At 70.8% G+C, this 17,291-nt stretch carries 17 protein-coding genes; 12 read left to right on the plus strand and 5 right to left on the minus strand.

The features are described from left to right. Positions 1-23: 23 nt before the first annotated feature. Complete coding sequence (locus OG306_RS10400; protein WP_371665242.1) at positions 24-821, plus strand: site-2 protease family protein; 798 nt, start codon at positions 24-26, stop codon at positions 819-821. A gap of 8 nt (positions 822-829) precedes the next feature. Here the strand turns inward: OG306_RS10400 and OG306_RS10405 are convergent, their stop codons facing one another. Further along, entirely contained in the window at positions 830-1,003 is a 174-nt protein-coding gene (locus OG306_RS10405; RefSeq protein WP_266745817.1) for a hypothetical protein, read from the minus strand. 110 nt (positions 1,004-1,113) lie between these two features. Then, positions 1,114-1,824, minus strand: coding sequence for an NADPH-dependent F420 reductase (npdG, locus tag OG306_RS10410; protein WP_266745818.1), 711 nt, complete (start codon positions 1,822-1,824; stop codon positions 1,114-1,116). 141 nt (positions 1,825-1,965) lie between these two features. On the opposite strand from npdG, the gene OG306_RS10415 reads away from it, so the two are divergent. Next, on the plus strand, positions 1,966-2,568 hold the full coding sequence (locus tag OG306_RS10415; protein WP_266745819.1) for a hypothetical protein: 603 nt from the start codon (positions 1,966-1,968) through the stop codon (positions 2,566-2,568). Positions 2,569-2,686: 118 nt separating this feature from the next. Further along, a complete protein-coding gene (locus OG306_RS10420; RefSeq protein WP_266745820.1) occupies positions 2,687-3,991 on the plus strand; it encodes an MFS transporter in 1,305 nt (434 codons plus the stop codon). Positions 3,992-4,048: 57 nt separating this feature from the next. Here the strand turns inward: OG306_RS10420 and OG306_RS10425 are convergent, their stop codons facing one another. Next, the gene (locus OG306_RS10425) at positions 4,049-4,279 is read right to left on the minus strand and encodes a hypothetical protein (RefSeq protein ID WP_266745821.1); all 231 of its coding nucleotides are present in this window, start codon (positions 4,277-4,279) and stop codon (positions 4,049-4,051) included. A gap of 58 nt (positions 4,280-4,337) precedes the next feature. Between OG306_RS10425 and map the strand changes: the two genes are divergently transcribed. After that, positions 4,338-5,195, plus strand: a complete 858-nt coding sequence (gene map / locus OG306_RS10430) for a type I methionyl aminopeptidase (RefSeq protein ID WP_266745822.1) — start codon at positions 4,338-4,340, stop codon at positions 5,193-5,195. Between the two features lie 280 nt (positions 5,196-5,475). Continuing rightward, a complete protein-coding gene (locus OG306_RS10435) occupies positions 5,476-6,141 on the plus strand; it encodes a heme oxygenase (biliverdin-producing) (RefSeq protein ID WP_266745823.1) in 666 nt (221 codons plus the stop codon). A gap of 302 nt (positions 6,142-6,443) precedes the next feature. On the opposite strand, the gene OG306_RS10440 is transcribed toward OG306_RS10435, so the two are convergent. Together OG306_RS10440 and OG306_RS10445 are read right to left on the minus strand one after the other, a co-directional pair. Then, positions 6,444-8,078: an HtaA domain-containing protein gene (locus tag OG306_RS10440; RefSeq protein ID WP_266745824.1), complete on the minus strand. Its 1,635-nt coding sequence runs from the start codon at positions 8,076-8,078 to the stop codon at positions 6,444-6,446. Positions 8,079-8,142: 64 nt separating this feature from the next. After that, a complete protein-coding gene (locus OG306_RS10445; protein WP_266745825.1) occupies positions 8,143-9,570 on the minus strand; it encodes an HtaA domain-containing protein in 1,428 nt (475 codons plus the stop codon). 137 nt (positions 9,571-9,707) lie between these two features. On the opposite strand from OG306_RS10445, the gene OG306_RS10450 reads away from it, so the two are divergent. From OG306_RS10450 to OG306_RS10480, 7 genes are all read left to right on the plus strand, one after another. Further along, entirely contained in the window at positions 9,708-10,802 is a 1,095-nt protein-coding gene (locus OG306_RS10450; RefSeq protein ID WP_266745826.1) for a heme/hemin ABC transporter substrate-binding protein, read from the plus strand. Next, positions 10,799-11,899 (plus strand): FecCD family ABC transporter permease, encoded by a 1,101-nt coding sequence (locus tag OG306_RS10455; RefSeq protein WP_266745827.1) that lies wholly within the window; start codon positions 10,799-10,801, stop codon positions 11,897-11,899. The genes OG306_RS10450 and OG306_RS10455 overlap by 4 nt, the downstream gene beginning before the upstream one ends. Next, a complete protein-coding gene (locus tag OG306_RS10460; RefSeq protein WP_266745828.1) occupies positions 11,896-12,735 on the plus strand; it encodes a heme ABC transporter ATP-binding protein in 840 nt (279 codons plus the stop codon). Before OG306_RS10455 ends, OG306_RS10460 begins: the two co-directional genes overlap by 4 nt. 201 nt (positions 12,736-12,936) lie before the next feature. Next, positions 12,937-14,073, plus strand: a complete 1,137-nt coding sequence (gene efeO / locus OG306_RS10465) for an iron uptake system protein EfeO (protein ID WP_266745829.1) — start codon at positions 12,937-12,939, stop codon at positions 14,071-14,073. A 20-nt stretch (positions 14,074-14,093) separates the two neighbouring features. After that, positions 14,094-15,371 (plus strand): iron uptake transporter deferrochelatase/peroxidase subunit, encoded by a 1,278-nt coding sequence (gene efeB / locus OG306_RS10470; protein ID WP_266745830.1) that lies wholly within the window; start codon positions 14,094-14,096, stop codon positions 15,369-15,371. A gap of 30 nt (positions 15,372-15,401) precedes the next feature. Further along, positions 15,402-16,376, plus strand: coding sequence for an iron uptake transporter permease EfeU (efeU, locus tag OG306_RS10475; RefSeq protein ID WP_266745831.1), 975 nt, complete (start codon positions 15,402-15,404; stop codon positions 16,374-16,376). After that, entirely contained in the window at positions 16,258-17,241 is a 984-nt protein-coding gene (locus tag OG306_RS10480) for a hypothetical protein (RefSeq protein ID WP_266752149.1), read from the plus strand. The genes efeU and OG306_RS10480 overlap by 119 nt, the downstream gene beginning before the upstream one ends. Positions 17,242-17,291 lie beyond the last annotated feature (50 nt).

The raw sequence follows: 17,291 nt of genomic DNA on the forward strand, positions 1-17,291 counted from the left end.
GGCCAGCCACCAGGAGTTCGCCGATGACCACCGCAAGCGCCCGCAGCGACCGGCGGATCAGCCCGGTCTTCCTCGGGATCCTCGCCGTGATGGCGGTGTCGGGCTGGGCGGTGTGGACGGATTTCGCACAGCAGCCCGGGGCCGCGGTCTTCCTCTTCGTGACGGCGGCCTGGGTGGTGTCGCTCTGTCTCCACGAGTACGCCCACGCCCGCGCCGCGCTACACAGCGGCGACATCACCGTCACCGCCAAGGGCTATTTGACGCTCAATCCGTTCGCTTATACGCATGCACTGCTGAGCATCGTGCTGCCGGTGCTGTTCGTGATCATGGGCGGTATCGGTCTGCCCGGCGGTGCGGTCTTCATCGAGCGGGGCCGGATCAGCGGGCGCTGGAAGCACAGTCTGATCTCGGCTGCGGGCCCGCTGATGAATGTGCTGTTCGCCTTCGTCTGCACGGCGCCGTTCTGGCTGCACGCGCTGGACGGCGTCCCGGTCGTCTTCCAGTACGCGCTGGGATTCCTGGCACTGCTCCAGGTCACCGCGGCGATCCTCAACTTCGTCCCGGTGCCGGGGCTGGACGGCTACGGCGTGATCGAGCCCTGGCTCTCGTACCGGATCCGACGGCAGGTCGAGCCGTTCGCCCCGTTCGGGCTGATCGCGGTCTTCGGCATCCTGTGGATCCCCGAGGTCAACCACGTGTTCTTCCACGCGATCCATTCCCTGTTGCGGGCACTGGGCGTCAGCGACTTCACGACGTACTGCGGTTTCGACACCTACCGCTTCTGGCGGTCGGCCGACCCAGAGTGCGCGGCCGGCCTCTGATCCACCGCTCAGCCGGCGGTCTGTGCGCGCTGCCGGCGCAGGTAGAACCACGCCATGTTGGACGAGAGCCCGGCCAGCAGCACCCAGACGATCCCGAGCAGGCTGCCCTGGACGAACGAGATCACGGCCGCGACGACGGCCAGGACGCAGACGGCGATGGCGTAGAGAGCGAGGCGGGGCATGAGGAGCGACTCCTGTCCGGGGTGATGCGTGGTCCCGTCCAGTGTCCCTCATGCCCCTTTCCGCTCGCCGCAGGGTGCGCCGGGAACGCCCTCGGGCGCCGGAGGGCCCCTCAGACGTCGGTGGTGCGCAGACCGGCGTGCGCCTTGTAGCGGCGGTTGACGGAGATCAGGTTGGCGACCAGTGACTCGACCTGGTGGGCGTTGCGCAGCCGCCCGGCGAAGACGCCACGCATGCCGGGAATCCGGCCCGCCAGTGCCTGCACGAGGTCGGTGTCGGCGCGGGCCTCGCCGAGCACCAGCACATCGGTGTCGATCTCCTCGATGGCCTCGTCCTGCAACAGCACCGCCGAGAGGTGGTGGAAGGCCGCGGTGACCCGGGACTCCGGCAGCAGGGCGGCGGCCTGCTCGGCGGCGCTGCCCTCCTCGGGCTTCAGGGCGTAGGCGCCCTTCTTGTCGAAGCCGAGCGGGTTGACGCAGTCGATGACGAGCTTGCCCGTGAGTTCGTCGCGCAGCGACTGAAGGGTCTTGGCGTGGCCGTCCCACGGCACGGCGACGATCACGACGTCGCTGCGCCGTGCGCACTCCGCGTTGTCGGCGCCCTCGATGCCGTGGCCCAGCTCGTCGGCGGCGGTCTGCGCGCGGTCGGCGGCACGGGATCCGATGATCACCTTCTGCCCGGCGCGGGCGAACCGGTAGGCGAGCCCGCGGCCCTGCGGCCCGGTACCGCCGAGTACGCCGACGGTCAGCCCGGAGACGTCGGGGAGGTCCCAGGGGTCCTTGGCGGGGGGCTTGCCTGCGCTGCCCTTGTCATTCGTAGTCATGGCTGCGACATTACTGCTCGCCACGAACGGGGAGCAGGTCCACTCCCACTCAGGGATCCGTCGCTCCGTGACGGCCCTGTTCGGCTGGTTCGGAGCCGTTCTCCGGTACCGGACGGTGCTCCTGCGGCATGATGCCGGGCCATGGATGCCGTACGCGTCGCCCTGCTGCGTGAAGTGCTCGCCGGGACCGAGTGGCCCGCCGCGGCCCGGCGGTTCGCCGGGGCACTCAGGTCGTCCGTCGTCCCGCACGGCGGCGGGCTGCTGCTGGTGGGCACGGCGACGTACGAGCCGTGGCATCTGGCGGCCCATCTCGTCGACGAGTCCACCTGGTCCGGGCTGCCGGAGCTGACGCCCACCCTGGTACGCCACCGGGTCGAGCCGGGCGACCCGGTGCATCTGGCCGTCGGCCTGGGTCGGATCGAGGCGGCCGGGCGGGGCGAGACGCTGCTGCTGGTGGCCCCGGAGCGGCCCGGCGCCGGGCTGCTGGAGCGGGTCCACGACGCCCGCCGGGCCGGGGCGACGGTCCTCTCGCTGGACGGCGGCGATCCGGAAGTGCGGGGGCTCGCCCACGAGACGCTCGCGGTGACCGGCACCGACGACGTCGACCTGGACACCGTGCAGCATCTGGTGAGCGCGGCGGCCGGCGAGAACAGCGCCCCGGCCCCGCGCGGGAACCGCCGCTTCCGGGACCGGCTGTCCCGGCTCGCCGACCAGCTGACGGCCCCGCCACCGGCCCGCTGGTGAGCGTCCGGTGCCAACGACCGGAGCCGCCGCACTCCCCGGCCACCGGCTCCTTGGGGGCTCCCCGCCGCCGGGAAAATCTGTTGCACGGACCACCTACGGCGCCGGACCATGACCCCTCGTGACCTCAGCTCCCTCCCCGGCGGCGGGCCGGTTCTCCGCCCTGCTGCCCGATCTCTCCCCCCTGCGTTCGTCGGCCGACTTCCGGCTGCTCTGGGTCCAGGGTCTGGTGACGTACTTCGGCAGCTTCATGGCACTGATCGCGCTGCCGCTCCAGATCAAGGAGCTGACGGGTTCGCCGCTGGCCGTCGGTGCGATGGGCGCGGTCGAGCTGGTGCCGCTGGTGGTCTTCGGTCTGTACGGCGGGGCCCTCGCGGACTCCGCGGACCGCCGCAAGGTGATCCTGGGCACCGAGGCGGGGCTGGGGCTGCTGGCCCTCGTCCTCCTGGTGAACGCCGCACTGCCCGACCCGATGCTCTGGCCGCTCTACCTGGTGGCGGGCGGGGTCTCCGCGCTCGCCGGGCTCCAGCGGCCCGCGCTGGACTCCCTGATGGCACGGATCGTGCCGCACGACCAGCTGACCGCCGCCGCCGCGCTGAACTCGCTGCGCTGGCAGTTCGGCGCGATCACCGGCCCGGCGGTGGCGGGACTCGTGGTGGCCTACGCCGGGCACGCCACGGCGTACACGGTCACGGTGGTCACGTTCACCGTGTCCGTAGTGCTGTGTCTGCGGCTGACACCCGCGCCACCCGCCCTGGACAGCCCGAAGCCTTCGCTGCGCGGCATCGCCGAGGGGGCGAGGTACGCCTGGAGCCGGCCGGTGCTGCTGGGAACGTACGCGGTCGACCTGGCGGCGATGTTCTTCGCCTTCCCGAACACGATCTTCCCGTTCCTCGCGGACGAGCTGGATGCACCGTGGTCGCTGGGGCTGATGTATGCGGCGGGGTCGGTCGGCTCGCTGGTCCTGGGCCTGACCAGCGGCTGGACATCACGGGTACGACGGCACGGGCTGTTCGTGGTGTTCGGAGCGGCGGCCTGGGGGCTGGCGATCGCGGCTGCCGGGTGGTTCGGCGACGTGTGGCTGGTGCTGGTCTGCCTGGCGGTGGCGGGCGCGGGCGACATGCTCAGCGGTCTCGGCCGCTCCACGATCTGGAACCAGACCATCCCGGAGGAGCTGCGGGGCCGGCTCGCGGGCATCGAGGTGCTCTCGTACAGCGTCGGCCCGCAACTGGGTCAGGTGCGGGCCGGCGCGATGGCGGGCTGGACGGGGACCCGCTCCGCGGTCTGGAGCGGCGGTGTGGCGTGCGTGGCCTCGGTGGCACTGCTCACCGCGGCGCTGCCGAAGCTGCTGACGTACGACTCCGAGACCGACGAGGACGCGGTACGCAGGCGGCTGGCCAGAGCATCCAGCCCCTCAGCGGCCTGAGGAGCGGGGGCTTCACCCCCGGACCCCCGGACCTCGGTCGCCGGACGGGCTGGATCGTCACGCCTCCGGGTCGGGCGGTGTGTCCCGGTCGTGCCACTTGGGGTCCGTCTCCCATTCGAGATTCCGCTCCTGCGCCGTCTCCATCGCGTGCCGCGCCTCCTCGGGGGAGGCATACGGTCCGAAGCGGTCCTTGGCCGGGCACTCGGGGCCCTCCTCGACCTTCTGGTGCTGCAGGCAGTAGTACCACTCGCCCGGTTTGCCGACCGTGCGCTTCTTGAACAGGGCCATTTCCGGCTCCTTCCCTCGGGGCCATGCTGCCCCACGCACGCTGGTTAGACTCGCTGACATGTCTGGCCAGTCGCTGCTCGTACCCGGGGAGATCACTCCCATCCGTTCCGTGCCCGGAAACATCCGGCGCCCCGAATACGTGGGCAAGCCGGCCCCCACCCCGTACACCGGTCCGGAGATCCAGGACGCCGGCACCGTCGAGCGCATGCGCATCGCGGGGCGAATCGCCGCACAGGCGATGGCGGAGGCCGCCAAGCACATCGCCCCAGGTGTCACGACGGACGAACTCGACCGGGTCGCCCATGAGTTCATGTGTGATCACGGCGCCTACCCGTCGACGCTCGGCTACCGCGGATTCCCCAAGTCGCTCTGCTCCTCGCTCAACGAGGTGATCTGCCACGGCATCCCGGACTCCACGGTGCTGCGCGACGGCGACATCGTGAACCTCGACGTCACGGCGTACATCAACGGTGTGCACGGCGACAACAACGCCACGTACCTCTGCGGCGACGTGGACGAGGAGTCCCGGCTGCTCGTGGAGCGCACCGAGGAATCGCTGAACCGGGCCATCAAGGCGGTCCGGCCCGGGCGGCAGGTCAATGTGATCGGGCGGGTCATCGAGTCGTACGCGAAGCGCTTCGGGTACGGGGTGGTGCGGGACTTCACCGGGCACGGGATCAGTTCCTCGTTCCACTCCGGACTGATCATTCCGCACTACGACAGCCCGCACGCGACCACCGTGATGCAGCCCGGCATGACGTTCACCATCGAGCCGATGCTGACGCTGGGCACCCATGAGTACGACATGTGGGACGACGGCTGGACCGTGGTGACGAAGGACCGCAGGCGCACCGCCCAGTTCGAGCACACGCTGGTGGTGACGGAGACGGGCGCCGAGATCCTGACGCTCCCGTAACCACCGACGACACGGATCCTTGGGTTTCCCTGGGTTTCCCTGAGTTTCCTTCCGATTCCTTCGAAAGCGGCCATCTCCGGGTGGCCGCTTTCGCGTGCTCCCGCGCGGCGGCGGAATCAAGCGTATCGTTTTACCGACAGACCGTCGGGAAGTTATTGACTTAGGTAAGCCTAAGTAGGAAGATCGGAGTTGTCGACAGCAGCCGCCGTACGCGGTCGCTGCCGCCTTTTTTCCGTCTCTTCCCGGACATTCCCGTCCCCTCGGTCCCCGGAGGCCCGCCTTGGACGCAAACGCCGCCGCCACCCCCTTCTCGACACTCATCCGCACCGCGTCGCACGAACAGCACACCGAGGCGGAGACCTCGACCTTCATGAGCGATCTGCTGGGCGGGCGCCTGGGTGTGGACGCGTACGCGCGCTACACCGAACAGCTGTGGTTCGTGTACCGGGCACTGGAAGAGGGGGCGCAGGCGCTGCGGAGCGACCCGGTCGCCGGTCCGTTCATACAGTCCGAGCTGATGCGCACCGCCGAACTGGAGCGTGATCTGGCCCATCTGCGGGGTGCGGACTGGCAGGAGGGCCTGGAGCCGCTGCCCGCCACGGCCGCGTACGCCGCCCGGGTCGCCGAGTGCGCCCGTACCTGGCCCGCCGGTTACGTCGCGCACCACTACACGCGCTATCTGGGCGACCTCTCGGGCGGCCAGATCATCCGCGACAAGGCGGAGAAGACCTGGGGCTTCGCGCGCAAGGGTGACGGGGTCCGGTTCTATGTCTTCGAGGAGATCTCCAACCCCGCCTCGTTCAAGCGAGATTACCGCGAACTGCTGGACGCGGTGAACGCGGACGACCTGGAGAAGCAGCGCATCGTCGACGAGTGCAAGCGCGCGTTCGCGCTGAACACGGCGGTGTTCCGGGAGTTGGGCGAGGTGTTCCCGCTCAGCGCATAGGGCCCCGGCGGCGCGGCCGGCGGGGGTGACCGGAGTGCACCGGCCACCCCCGCCGGCCGCGCCGTCTTGTCCTCAGACGCCGGACGCGTTCGATCGAACAGCCGGCAGGACGCGGCCCCCGATGTCCACCGTGCCGTCCGGTGCGGGTGCGGTGAGGATCCGGGAGCCTCGTCCCGGCCTGATGTTGAGGGCGCGGCCCAGCTCAAGTCGCTGTCGTTCACCTGGGCGTTCAAGCACCGCCCGGGTGACGGCCCTGCGACCGGGCCGTCACCCGGGCGGTGTTGCCCGGTGGTGCGGGCGGATCAGACGGTACGGCGACGGCGGGCGGCGATCACCACTCCGGCGCCGGCCGCCACGACGACACCCGAGGCGGCGAACAGGGCGCCGGCCGGGATGCCGGAGCCGGTGGCGGCGAGGGAGCCCGAGCCGCCGACCGAGCCGCCGACCGACCCACCGCCCACGCTGCCGCCGCCCGCGAGGCTCGTGGAGCGGTTGGAGCCGGTGCTGCCCGTGCCGCCCGTGCTGCCCGTGCTGCCCGTGCTGCCCGTGCTGCCCGTGCTGCCCGTGCCGCCTGTGCCGCCCGAGAGTTCGGCGTCCTTGTCGAGGGCGACCGCGACGGTCAGTGCGTCGAGCGGCTCGCCCGCCGGGTACATGCCGCCGAAGGCCTTGGTTCCGTCGGCGGTGAGGGTCGCCGGCACGGAGGAGAGGGTCACCACGCCGTTCCTGGCCGCGAGTTCACCCTTCGGCAGCTTCAGGTCGGCGACGGCCAGACCGGTGTAGGTGGTGACCTTCTTGGTCTCGCGGTCCTTGGTGGAGACGTCCGCGATCAGTCTTCCCCTTGTCCCGTTCACCTGGATCTCCACGTGGGTCAGGGAGAGGTCGAGGGTGTACGCGCCGTTCTCCTCGTGGCCCAGGAAGCGGACCTTGCCGTCGAAGTCCGCGTCGAGGGTCTGCTTCCCCGCGTCGAAGTGGCCGGTGGCATCGGGGAATCGGTAGCCGTCGCCGGACACGGTGGCGCCGGCGGTCGTCTCGGCCTTGCCGTGGGCGATCGGGCCGGTGACGTACGTACGGAAGGACTTCTTGACGCCCCAGTCCAGGGTGCCGTCGACGATCGCGCCCTCGTCCGCGGCGGCCGGCTTGCCGGTGGCCGGGGCGGAGGAGGACGGGACGGACGGGGAGGGGGACGCGGTCGAGGTGGGACGTTCCGTGGGCTCGGTGGCCGGCTTCCCGGTGGGCTCCGTCGTGGGCTTCCCGGTCGGTTCGGTGGTCGGCTTCTGGGTCGGCTCCTCGGTCGGGGCCGTAGCCACGTTCACCGAGAGCGTGGCCGGGTCGAGCGGGTCGCCCTCCTTGTACTGGCCGTTGAACGCCTCGGAGCCCGCCTTCGTCAGCGTCGCCGGGATGTCCTTGAAGACCATCGCACCGTCCGTGCCCCGGCCCGGCTTCACCGCCGACAGGTCGAGGGCCGCGAACACCACGTCGTCGCGGGTGCCTTCCGGCGTCGTGACATCGACGGTGATCGCGCCGCCGGTACCGGTCGTGGCGAGCTTCACGTCCGAGAGCGTGATGTCGAGAACGCCGCCGTGGGCGTAGAAGCTGACGCCGCCCTCGAAGGCGGTGTCGGTGCCGTGCGTGGCCGTGTCGTAGGAGCCCTTGCCGTTGGCGAAGGCGAACACACCGTTGTCGGGTGCCTGGGTGGCGCCGTTCTTGACGGTGATCTTCCCGCCGGAGAACGAGGAGGCGAGGTACGTGCGGAAGGACTCCTTGACGCCCCACTCCAGCATGCCGTCCTGCAGTGCCAATGTCGGTGCGGCGGCTGCCGCGCCCGCGGGGGCGGTGCTGTCGGCGGCGAGCGCCGGAAGGGCGAACGCGGTGGCGCCGAGGGCGGCTGCCGTGGCGACGGCGGCGGCGAGAGCTATGGGGCGGCGGGGGGCTGCCATGGTCGGTGGTCTCCTCATGAAGTGACAGAAAGTGACAGGAAGTGAATCGAGGGGGGACGGGGGTCTAGTTGGTGCTCTGCCGGGCGCTGCGGCGACGGGCGACGTACAGCGCGCCCGCCGCGGCGGCGAGCACGCCCGCGCCACCGATGCCGGGATACAGCCCGGCGCGGGAACCGGAACCGGAGCCGGACTCCGACGCCGCGGTGGTGGCGGTCTTCTCCGTGAGCGCTTCGGACGGGTCCGGGGCGCTGCCCAGGTCGGGCAGGGCGGGCAGTTGGGCCTTGGCGTCGACGGCGACGGCCAGCGAGACGGGGTCCATCGCGGTGCCCGCACGGTAGAGCGAGCCGAACGCCTCGGCGCCGTCGGCGGTGAGGGTCGCGGGAGCTTCGGTGAGGACGGCGAGGCCGCCCTTCGGTGCGAAGTCCTTCGCGGTGAAGGTGACGAGCGGGACGGCCTTGCGCCGGTCGCCGCCGCTCAGCACGTCGGCCGAGAGCGTGCCCCTGCCCGCCTCCACCCGGACCGCGACCGCGGAGAGCCGCAGATCGAGCCCGTCGGCGCCCGTGAAGCGGACGCTGCCCGCGAAGCCGGCGTCCAGGGTCTGCCGCTTCGGGTCGTACGTGCCCTCGCCGCGCGGAAAGCGGAAGAGCGCCCCGCCGTCCTGGGCGCCGTCGGCAAGGGTCCACTTCCCCTTGCCGACGGCGCCCGTGACGTACTCGCGGAAGGTCCGGCGCACGCCCCAGTCGACGGCGGCGTCCTCGAAACGGCCCACGGCCTTCTCGGTCTTCTCGGTCTTCTCGGTCTTCTTCGGCTCCGCCGGCTTCTCGGGGGACCTGGTCGCGGCGGGCTTCCCGGCCGGTGCGGTGGTGTCCGCGGAGAGACTGATCGGGTCGAGCGGCGTGCCGGCCGTGTAGTAGCCGGCGAACGCCTTCGCGCCCTGCGCGGTCAGGGTCGCCGGGACGTTGCTGAGGACGATGGGGGTCGCACCGCCCCTCATATCGATCCCGGACAGCCCGAGCGTCGCGAGCGGCACCTGCGCGGCCGAGGTGACACGGCCGCTCCCCCGGTCCTTGCTGACCATGTCGGCGTACACGGTGCCGTTGCCGCCCGTGATGCGGACGGTGGGGCTGCTGACGGTCAGGTCCAGTTCATGGCTGCCGTCGGACTTCCGGTGGCCGATGAAGCGGACCCCGCCCGCGAAGCCCGAGCGGAAAGCGCCGGTCGCCGGGTCGTAGGAACCGGTGGCGGAGTGGAAGCGGAACTGGCTGCCACCGACCGTGGCGGCGCCGCCGGTCAGGCTCCAACTGCCGTTGGCGATGGGGCCGGTGACGTAGCTCTGGAAGGAGGACTTGATGCCCCAGTCCAGTCGGCCGCCCTGCACCGTGCGGCTCGCCGCATGCGCGGTGGTGGCCGGGAGCAGAGCTCCCAGCAGTGCCGCGAGAAGCGCGACAGTCAGGGCCTGTCCGGGCGTGCGGGCAGGTCTGGACGGCAGCATGGGGACCCCTCCGAGGTGTAGCGAGTCAGGTAAGGCTAACCTAAGTCATGCGCATTCCGTGGTGGGTACCCCCTTCCACCGCATTGCTCGCAATCCATTGCCAACTGCTCACCGCAGAAAGACAGGACGGTGCTCCCGTGCGCTTCTCACAGGACTTCGCCCCGCCGGGTCAGGACTTCCGGCGGCCGGGGCGCGGGCCGGTCAGGACCCGTGGACAGCTGGGCACCCTGACGGCCGTCGTCGCCCTGACCCTCCTCCTGACGGGCTGCGGCCGGGGTACGCATACGGGGACCCCCGCCGCCCATCGCAAGAACGTTCCGGCCGACCGCGTCGAGCCGCTGACCACTGCCCCGGAGCCGCACCTGCCGGTCACGGTGAAGTCGGCGGACGGCGCCGAGGTCACCGTCACCTCGGCGGAGCGGATCGTTCCGCTGACCGGCAGCCTGAGCGAGATCGTCTTTACGCTCGGCCTCGGCCGGCAGGTCGTGGCCCGCGACATCACCGCGACCTTCGAACAGGCGGCAGAACTCCCGGTGGTGACCCGCGCTCATGACGTTTCGGCGGAGAGCGTGCTGTCGCTGAAGCCGACCGTCGTCCTCGCCGACACCACGACCGGCCCCGGGGAGGCCATCGACCAGATCCGCGACGCGGGCATTGCGCTGGTCGTGGTCGAGCCGGCCAGGGAACTCGCCGATGTCGGCCCCCGGATCGACACCGTGGCGGCGGCCCTGGGCGTGCCGGACTCGGGCGCGGAACTGAACGCGCGCACCCGGTCCCGGATCGAAGCGGTACAGAAGTCCGCGCCCGCCCCGGCGGACGGAACTCCGCCGGGGCGCGAGAAGCCCCGGGTCGCCTTCCTCTATCTGCGCGGCTCGGCCTCCGTCTATCTGCTCGGCGGCCGCGACTCCGGCGCGAGTTCGCTCATCGAAGCGGCCGGAGCCGTCGACGCGGGCAAGGTGTCCGGGCTGAAGAAGGACTTCACCGCCATCACCAGCGAGGCCCTCGCCAAGGCCGCCCCCGACGCCATCCTGGTGATGAGCAAGGGGCTCGAATCGGTGGGCGGCGTCGACGGCCTGGTGAAGATCCCGGGTGTCGCCGAGACCCCGGCCGGGATGGACCGGCGGATCGTCTCCATCGACGACGGCGTGCTGCTGAACTACGGACCGCGCACGGACCGGGTGCTGAGCGAACTGATCGCGCAGCTCCACCCGAAGGACGAGGCGGCCAAGTGACCACCTCGTACGAGCAACACACCCGGCCGGCCACCACGACGGCCCCGGAACCGCGGGCGCCCGGGCCCCGCCGCTCCACCGCCTTCGCCCTGACCGCGGGGCTGCTCACCGCTCTCGTGGTGTGCTGCCTGTTCTCCGCCGGGCTCGGCGCGTACAGCATCCCGCTCGGCGATGTCCTCGGCTCCGTCCAGCACCGGCTCGGGCTCGGCGGAGCGGCGCTGGACCGGGTCGGTGAGAGCGTGCTGTGGAACGTACGGCTGCCGAGGGTCGTCCTCGCCCTGCTCGTCGGGGCGTCGCTGGGCTGTGCGGGCGCCCTGATGCAGGGCGTGTTCGGCAACCCGCTCGCCGAGCCGGGCGTGATCGGCATCTCCTCCGGTGCGGCGGTCGGCGCGGTCGCCTCGATCGCGCTCGGGCTGAATTTCTTCGGCAACTGGACCATCACCGTCTGCGCGTTCGCCGCCGGGCTCGCGACCGTGCTGCTGGTGTACGCGCTGTCGCGGTCGAACGGGCGGACCGAGATCGTGACGCTGATCCTCACCGGGATCGCGGTCAACGCCTTCGCGGGCGCGCTGATCGGGCTGTTCGTCTTCTTCGCCGACAACGCGCAGATCTCGCAGATCACGTTCTGGCAGCTGGGCTCGTTGACGCAGGCGACCTGGCCGAAGGTGCTCGCCGTGCTGCCGTGCGCGGCGTTCGGGCTGCTCGTCGCGCCGTTCTACGCCCGGAAGCTGGACCTCCTCGCGCTCGGCGAGCGGCCCGCCCGGCATCTGGGGGTCGATGTCGAGCGGCTGCGGATCGTGCTCGTCCTCGTGGTGGCGCTGCTGACCGCGGCCGCGGTGGCGGTCGCCGGGATCATCTCGTTCGTGGGGCTGCTCGTTCCGCATCTGCTGCGGATGGCGAACGGTCCCGGGCATCGCTTCCTCGTCCCCGCCAGCGCGCTCGGCGGCGCCCTGGTGCTGGTGGTGGGCGATCTCGCGGCCCGTACCGTCGCCGATCCCGCCGAGCTGCCGCTCGGTGTGCTGACCGCGCTCTTCGGCAGCCCATTCTTCTTCTGGCTGCTGCGCAGGACCCGTCGCAGGCAAGGTGGTTGGGCATGAGTGCCTTGAAGAACCCGTTCCGGGTACGGAGCCGGCGGCTGCCCGTCCCCGTCTCCCCCGGCTCCCCCGTCGCCGAGGCGCGCGGGCTGCGGGTGCGGCTGGGGCAGCGGCCGGTGCTCGACTCCATCGAACTGACCGCGCACGCGGGCGAGGTGCTGGCGCTCGTCGGGCCCAACGGGGCCGGGAAGTCGACGCTGCTGGCCGCGCTGGCCGCCGATCTGCCCGCCGAGAGCGGTGAGGTACGGATCGACGGGCGCCCGGTCGCCGACTGGTCGGCCGCCGAACTGGCCCTGCGCCGGGCGGTGCTGCCGCAGTCCGCCGCGCTGTCGTTCCCGTTCCCGGTGGCGGACGTCGTACGGATGGGGCGGGCGCCGTGGGCCGGGACGGAGCAGGCGGACGAGGACGATCGGGCGGTCGCCGCGGCGATGGCGGCCACCGAGGTCACCGAGTTCGCCGGGCGCCCGTTCTCCGCGCTGTCCGGCGGCGAACGGGCCCGGGTCGCGCTGGCCAGGGTGCTGGCGCAGCGCGCCCCGCTGCTGCTGCTCGACGAACCGACCGCCGCGCTCGATCTGCGCCACCAGGAACTGGTGCTGCGGATCTGCCGGGAACGGGCCGCCGCCGGGGACGCGGTCGTCGTCGTGCTGCACGATCTGGGGCTGGCCGCGGCGTACGCGGACCGGGCGGCCGTGCTGCGCGACGGGCGGATCGCGATGGCCGGCCCGCCCGCCGAGGTGTTCACGGGCGAGCTGCTCGGCGAGGTCTACCGGCAGCCGGTCGAGGTGTTCCCGCATCCGCGGACCGGGGCGCCCCTCGTCGTACCGACACGAGGGACTTGACTTCCGCTTGACCTTTCCGTGATGCCTTCATGAGGCAGTCGTGATCGACCCGTTCCCGTACCGCCGGGGTGAGAGGTGAATCACTGCACAGGTGGGTACCAGTCAGGTAAGCCTCGGTTAAGTTAGGTCTGCCTCACCTGCCTTTGTCCGACCGTCTTTGTCCCGTTCTCCTGCTTCTCCTTCATCTTCTGTGGAGCCCGTATGCGAGCCGTTCGTTTCTCCGTCGTCACCGCTGCCGCCACGGTGGCAGCCCTGACCGCCGTCACGGGCTGTGCACAGAAGAGCGACGGCAAGGGCGAAGGGGCTCTGCAGGTCGTCGCGAAGGACGACTCCTGCGAGGTCTCGAAGAAGAAGCTGCCCGCCGGTCACGTCGAAATGACCGTGCAGAACAAGGGCTCGAAGATCACCGAGGTCTACGTCCTGTTCCCGGACGACCGCATCGTCGCCGAGCGCGAGAACATCGGGCCCGGCACCAAGGCCACCATCACGGCCGAGATCAAGGCCGGTTCGTACGAGATCGCCTGCAAGCCGGGCATGAAGGGCAACGGCATCCGGCAGAAGATCGAGGTCACCGGTGGCAACGCGGCCGAGCGCAGCCCCGAGATGGACAAGGCCGTCGCCGAGTACCGCACCTACGTCCAGGCCCAGGCCGACGAGACGCTGCCGAAGGCCAAGAAGTTCACGGACGCCGTGGCGGCCGGGGACATCGAGGCCGCCAAGAAGATCTACGCGGATTCCCGGCTCGGCTGGGAGCGCACGGAGCCGGTCGCCGAGTCGTTCGGTGACATCGACCCGAAGGTCGACCTCCGCGAGGACGGCCTGGAGGCAGGCCAGAAGTGGACCGGCTGGCACCGTCTCGAAAAGGCGCTGTGGCACGACAAGAAGCTCGGCGCCGAGGAGAAGGCCCTCGCGCCGGTCCTCTACAAGGACCTGCTCGACTGGCAGAAGCGGGTCGGCACGGCGGACATCACCCCGACGTCGATGGCCAACGGTGCCAAGGAGCTCCTCGACGAGGTCGCGACCGGCAAGGTCACCGGCGAGGAGGAGCGCTACAGCCACACCGACCTGATCGACTTCAAGGGCAACGTCGAGGGCGCGCAGAAGTCCTACGAGCTGCTGAAGCCGGTCGCCTCGAAGAACGACCCGGCGCTGACGGCGTCCCTGGACAAGCAGTTCGCGGCGCTGAACACGCTGCTGGACAAGTACCGCAAGGACAAGAACTCCTACGAGTTCACCTCGTACGAGAAGGTCGGCAAGGCCGACCGCAAGGAGCTGTCGGACGCCGTCAACGCGCTGGCCGAGCCGCTGTCCCGGCTCGCCGCCGCGGTGACGAAGTAACGGGCGGGGAGAGACCGGTCATGTCCGATCAGAAGCAGGACTCCACCGAACCCGCGGCGGCCTCCGGCGGCCCCGCCCCGTCCCGTCGGGCGCTGCTCGGCTGGGGTGGCGCCGGGCTGGCGCTCGGCGCCGTCGCGGCCGGAGGCGCGGTCGCCGCGGTACGTCCGGGGAGCGACCCGGTGCCGGCCGCGGACAGCGGGGCGGCCGTGCCGTTCCACGGTGCGCACCAGGCCGGTATCGCCACCGCCGTACAGGACAGGCTGCACTTCGCCGCGTTCGACGTGACGACGAAGGACCGCGCCGAACTGGTCTCGCTGCTCAAGGAGTGGACCCGGGCGGCCGAGCGGATGACGGCCGGTCACGCGGTCGGCGACGGCGCGTACGGCGGTCTCGCCGCGGCCCCGCCGGACGACACGGGCGAGGCGCTGGGGCTCAAGCCGTCCCGGCTCACGCTCACCATCGGCTTCGGCCCCTCGCTCTTCGCCAAGGGCCGCTTCGGCCTGGAGGACAAGCGTCCCGAGGCGCTCGTCGATCTGCCGAAGTTCCCCGGTGACAATCTCGACGCGGCCCGCAGCGGCGGCGACCTCTGCATCCAGGCCTGCGCGGACGACCCGCAGGTCGCGGTGCACGCCATCCGCAACCTGGCCAGGATCGGCATGGGCCGCACCGCGATCCGCTGGTCCCAGCTGGGCTTCGGCAAGACGTCCTCGACGACGCCCGACGCCCAGACCCCGCGCAACATGTTCGGCTTCAAGGACGGCACCCGGAACATCTCCGGCACCGACACCGCCGCCCTGGACAAGCACGTGTGGGTGGGCGAGAAGGAGGATGCGGGCTGGATGACCGGGGGTTCGTACCTGGTGGCCCGGCGCATCCGGATGCACATCGAGACCTGGGACCGCACATCGCTCCAGGAGCAGGAGGACGTCTTCGGCCGCGACAAGGGCGAGGGAGCTGCGGTCGGCAAGCCCAAGGAGCACGACGAGCCGTTCCTGAAGGCGATGCTGCCGACCGCGCATGTGCGGCTCGCCCACCCGGACAGCAACGGCGGCGCGACGATCCTGCGCCGCGGTTACTCGTTCACCGACGGCACGGACGGCCTCGGCCGGCTCGACGCCGGGCTGTTCTTCCTCGCCTACCAGCGCGACTCCCGCAGGGCCTTCATCCCGTTGCAGCGGAGTCTCGCGGCGCACGACGCGCTCAACCAATACATCCAGCACGTGGGTTCGGCGCACTTCGCCGTCCCGCCGGGCGTCCGCGACAAGGACGACTGGTGGGGCCGGGCGCTGTTCTCGTAACGGGCCGAAGCAGAAAAGGAGAACCGGAACATGTTCAGCAACTTCCTGATCGGCCTGCGCGAGGGCCTTGAGGCCAGCCTGGTCGTCTGCATCCTCATCGCCTATCTGGTGAAGACCGGCAACAAGAACAAGCTGGTGCCGATCTGGATCGGTGTCGGTATCGCGATCGTCGTCAGCCTGGCGTTCGGCGCCGGCCTCGAATTCGGCTCGCAGGAGATGACGTTCAAGGCCCAGGAGGCGCTCGGCGGTTCGCTGTCGATCGTCTCGGTCGGCCTGGTCACCTGGATGGTGTTCTGGATGCGGCGCACCGCGCGGCACCTGAAGACGGAGCTGCACGGGAAGCTCGACGCGGCACTCGCGATGGGGACCGGCGCGCTGGTCGCCACGGCACTCCTCGCGGTGGGCCGGGAGGGCCTGGAAACCTCGCTGTTCGTGTGGCGCGCGGTGCACGCGGCGGACGACGGCTGGCACCCGATGATCGGTGCGTTCCTCGGGATCGGTGCCGCCGTCGTCCTGGGCTGGCTGTTCTACCGGGGTGCGCTGAAGATCAACCTGTCGAAGTTCTTCACCTGGACCGGCGGGATGCTGGTGATCGTCGCCGCGGGTGTGCTCGCGTACGGCGTCCACGACCTGCAGGAGGCCGAGTTCCTGGGCGGCATCCACAACCAGGCGTTCGACATCAGTGCCACGATTCCGCCGGACAGCTGGTACGGCACGCTGCTGAAGGGCACGTTCAACTTCCAGCCCGACCCGACCGTTCTCCAGATCACGGTGTGGGCGCTGTACCTGATCCCCACTCTCGCACTGTTCCTCGCCCCGGTAGGGTTCGGACGGTCAGGGGGGAAGACGACGGATCAGAAGGCGCGGAAAGCAGCGGATGAGAAGTCTGAGGCCGATTCGGCTGGCGACGGGGCTCGCGACGGCGACGGTGCTGGCCGTGACGGCGAGCGGGTGCGTGACGGTGCACGGCGAGCTGGAAGTGGTGCCGGCGGCAACCAGGTCTGAGGCCGCTCAGGCCCTGAAGGACTTCACCGCCGCGTACAACGCGGCGGACAAGGCGTACGACCCGGCTCTGGACGCGGACCGGGTCACCGGCTCGCTCGGCGCGATCAACCAGGCCGGGCTGAAGGCACGGCAGAAGAACAATCCGGACGGCAACGCGAATCACCAGCCGCTGGAGCTGACCGACGCCCGATACGTCATCCCGAAGAAGGCCGGCTGGCCGCGCTGGTTCCTCGCGGACACCGACTCCAACCGCGACGAGGACGGCGGGAAGCTGGACACCCGCTGGCTGCTCGTCTTCGTCAAGTCCGGGCCCGGCGCGGGGTGGAAGACGGCCTATCTGTCGGTCGTCGCACCGTCCAGGCTGCCCGCCCTCGCGAAGGACGGCGACGGCAGCGCCGATCCGGTCGTCGCGGACAGCGCGGAACTGGCCGTGGCACCGGAGGACTTGAGCACTCAGTACACGGACTACCTGCAGAAGGGCGCGCCGGACGTCTTCGCTCCCAGCAGCGCCACGTCGGGCTGGCGGGAGGCGCGCCGCACGACCCGGCGGGCGGGCTTCTCGTACCAGTACATCGACCAGCCGCTGGACAGCGGTACGTTCGCGCCGCTCGGCCTGGCGACGAAGGACGGCGGGGCGCTGGTCTTCTTCAGCAGCAAGCACTTCGAACGGCAGACGGCGGCAGAGGGGCTGCGCCCGCCGCTCAACCCGGATGTGGAGGCGCTGATGACCGGTGAGATGAAGTCCACCCTCACCAAGGAGCGGGTCTCCAGCCAGTTGGTGTACGTCCCGAAGAAGGGCGCGAAGGACGGCAAGGTGGTCATGCTGAACCGGCTGCCGGGCCTGACGGCGGCCAAGGGCTCGTGACCGGGGCGGCCGGACTCACCGAGCTGCCCCGTCACCCGTCACCCGTCACC

It is taken from the genome of Streptomyces sp. NBC_01241 (assembly GCF_041435435.1).
In the GTDB taxonomy this organism is placed as follows: Bacteria; Actinomycetota; Actinomycetes; order Streptomycetales; family Streptomycetaceae; genus Streptomyces.

Coding starts and splice junctions, on each gene's coding strand:
- map (WP_266745822.1), top strand. CDS start 4,338: ATGTCTGGCCAGTCGCTGCTCGTACCCGGGGAGATCACTCCCATCCGT.
- OG306_RS10425 (WP_266745821.1), bottom strand. CDS start 4,279: ATGGCCCTGTTCAAGAAGCGCACGGTCGGCAAACCGGGCGAGTGGTAC.
- efeO (WP_266745829.1), top strand. CDS start 12,937: ATGCGAGCCGTTCGTTTCTCCGTCGTCACCGCTGCCGCCACGGTGGCA.
- OG306_RS10460 (WP_266745828.1), top strand. CDS start 11,896: ATGAGTGCCTTGAAGAACCCGTTCCGGGTACGGAGCCGGCGGCTGCCC.
- npdG (WP_266745818.1), bottom strand. CDS start 1,824: ATGACTACGAATGACAAGGGCAGCGCAGGCAAGCCCCCCGCCAAGGAC.
- efeU (WP_266745831.1), top strand. CDS start 15,402: ATGTTCAGCAACTTCCTGATCGGCCTGCGCGAGGGCCTTGAGGCCAGC.
- OG306_RS10405 (WP_266745817.1), bottom strand. CDS start 1,003: ATGCCCCGCCTCGCTCTCTACGCCATCGCCGTCTGCGTCCTGGCCGTC.
- OG306_RS10400 (WP_371665242.1), top strand. CDS start 24: ATGACCACCGCAAGCGCCCGCAGCGACCGGCGGATCAGCCCGGTCTTC.
- efeB (WP_266745830.1), top strand. CDS start 14,094: ATGTCCGATCAGAAGCAGGACTCCACCGAACCCGCGGCGGCCTCCGGC.
- OG306_RS10440 (WP_266745824.1), bottom strand. CDS start 8,078: ATGGCAGCCCCCCGCCGCCCCATAGCTCTCGCCGCCGCCGTCGCCACG.
- OG306_RS10445 (WP_266745825.1), bottom strand. CDS start 9,570: ATGCTGCCGTCCAGACCTGCCCGCACGCCCGGACAGGCCCTGACTGTC.
- OG306_RS10415 (WP_266745819.1), top strand. CDS start 1,966: ATGGATGCCGTACGCGTCGCCCTGCTGCGTGAAGTGCTCGCCGGGACC.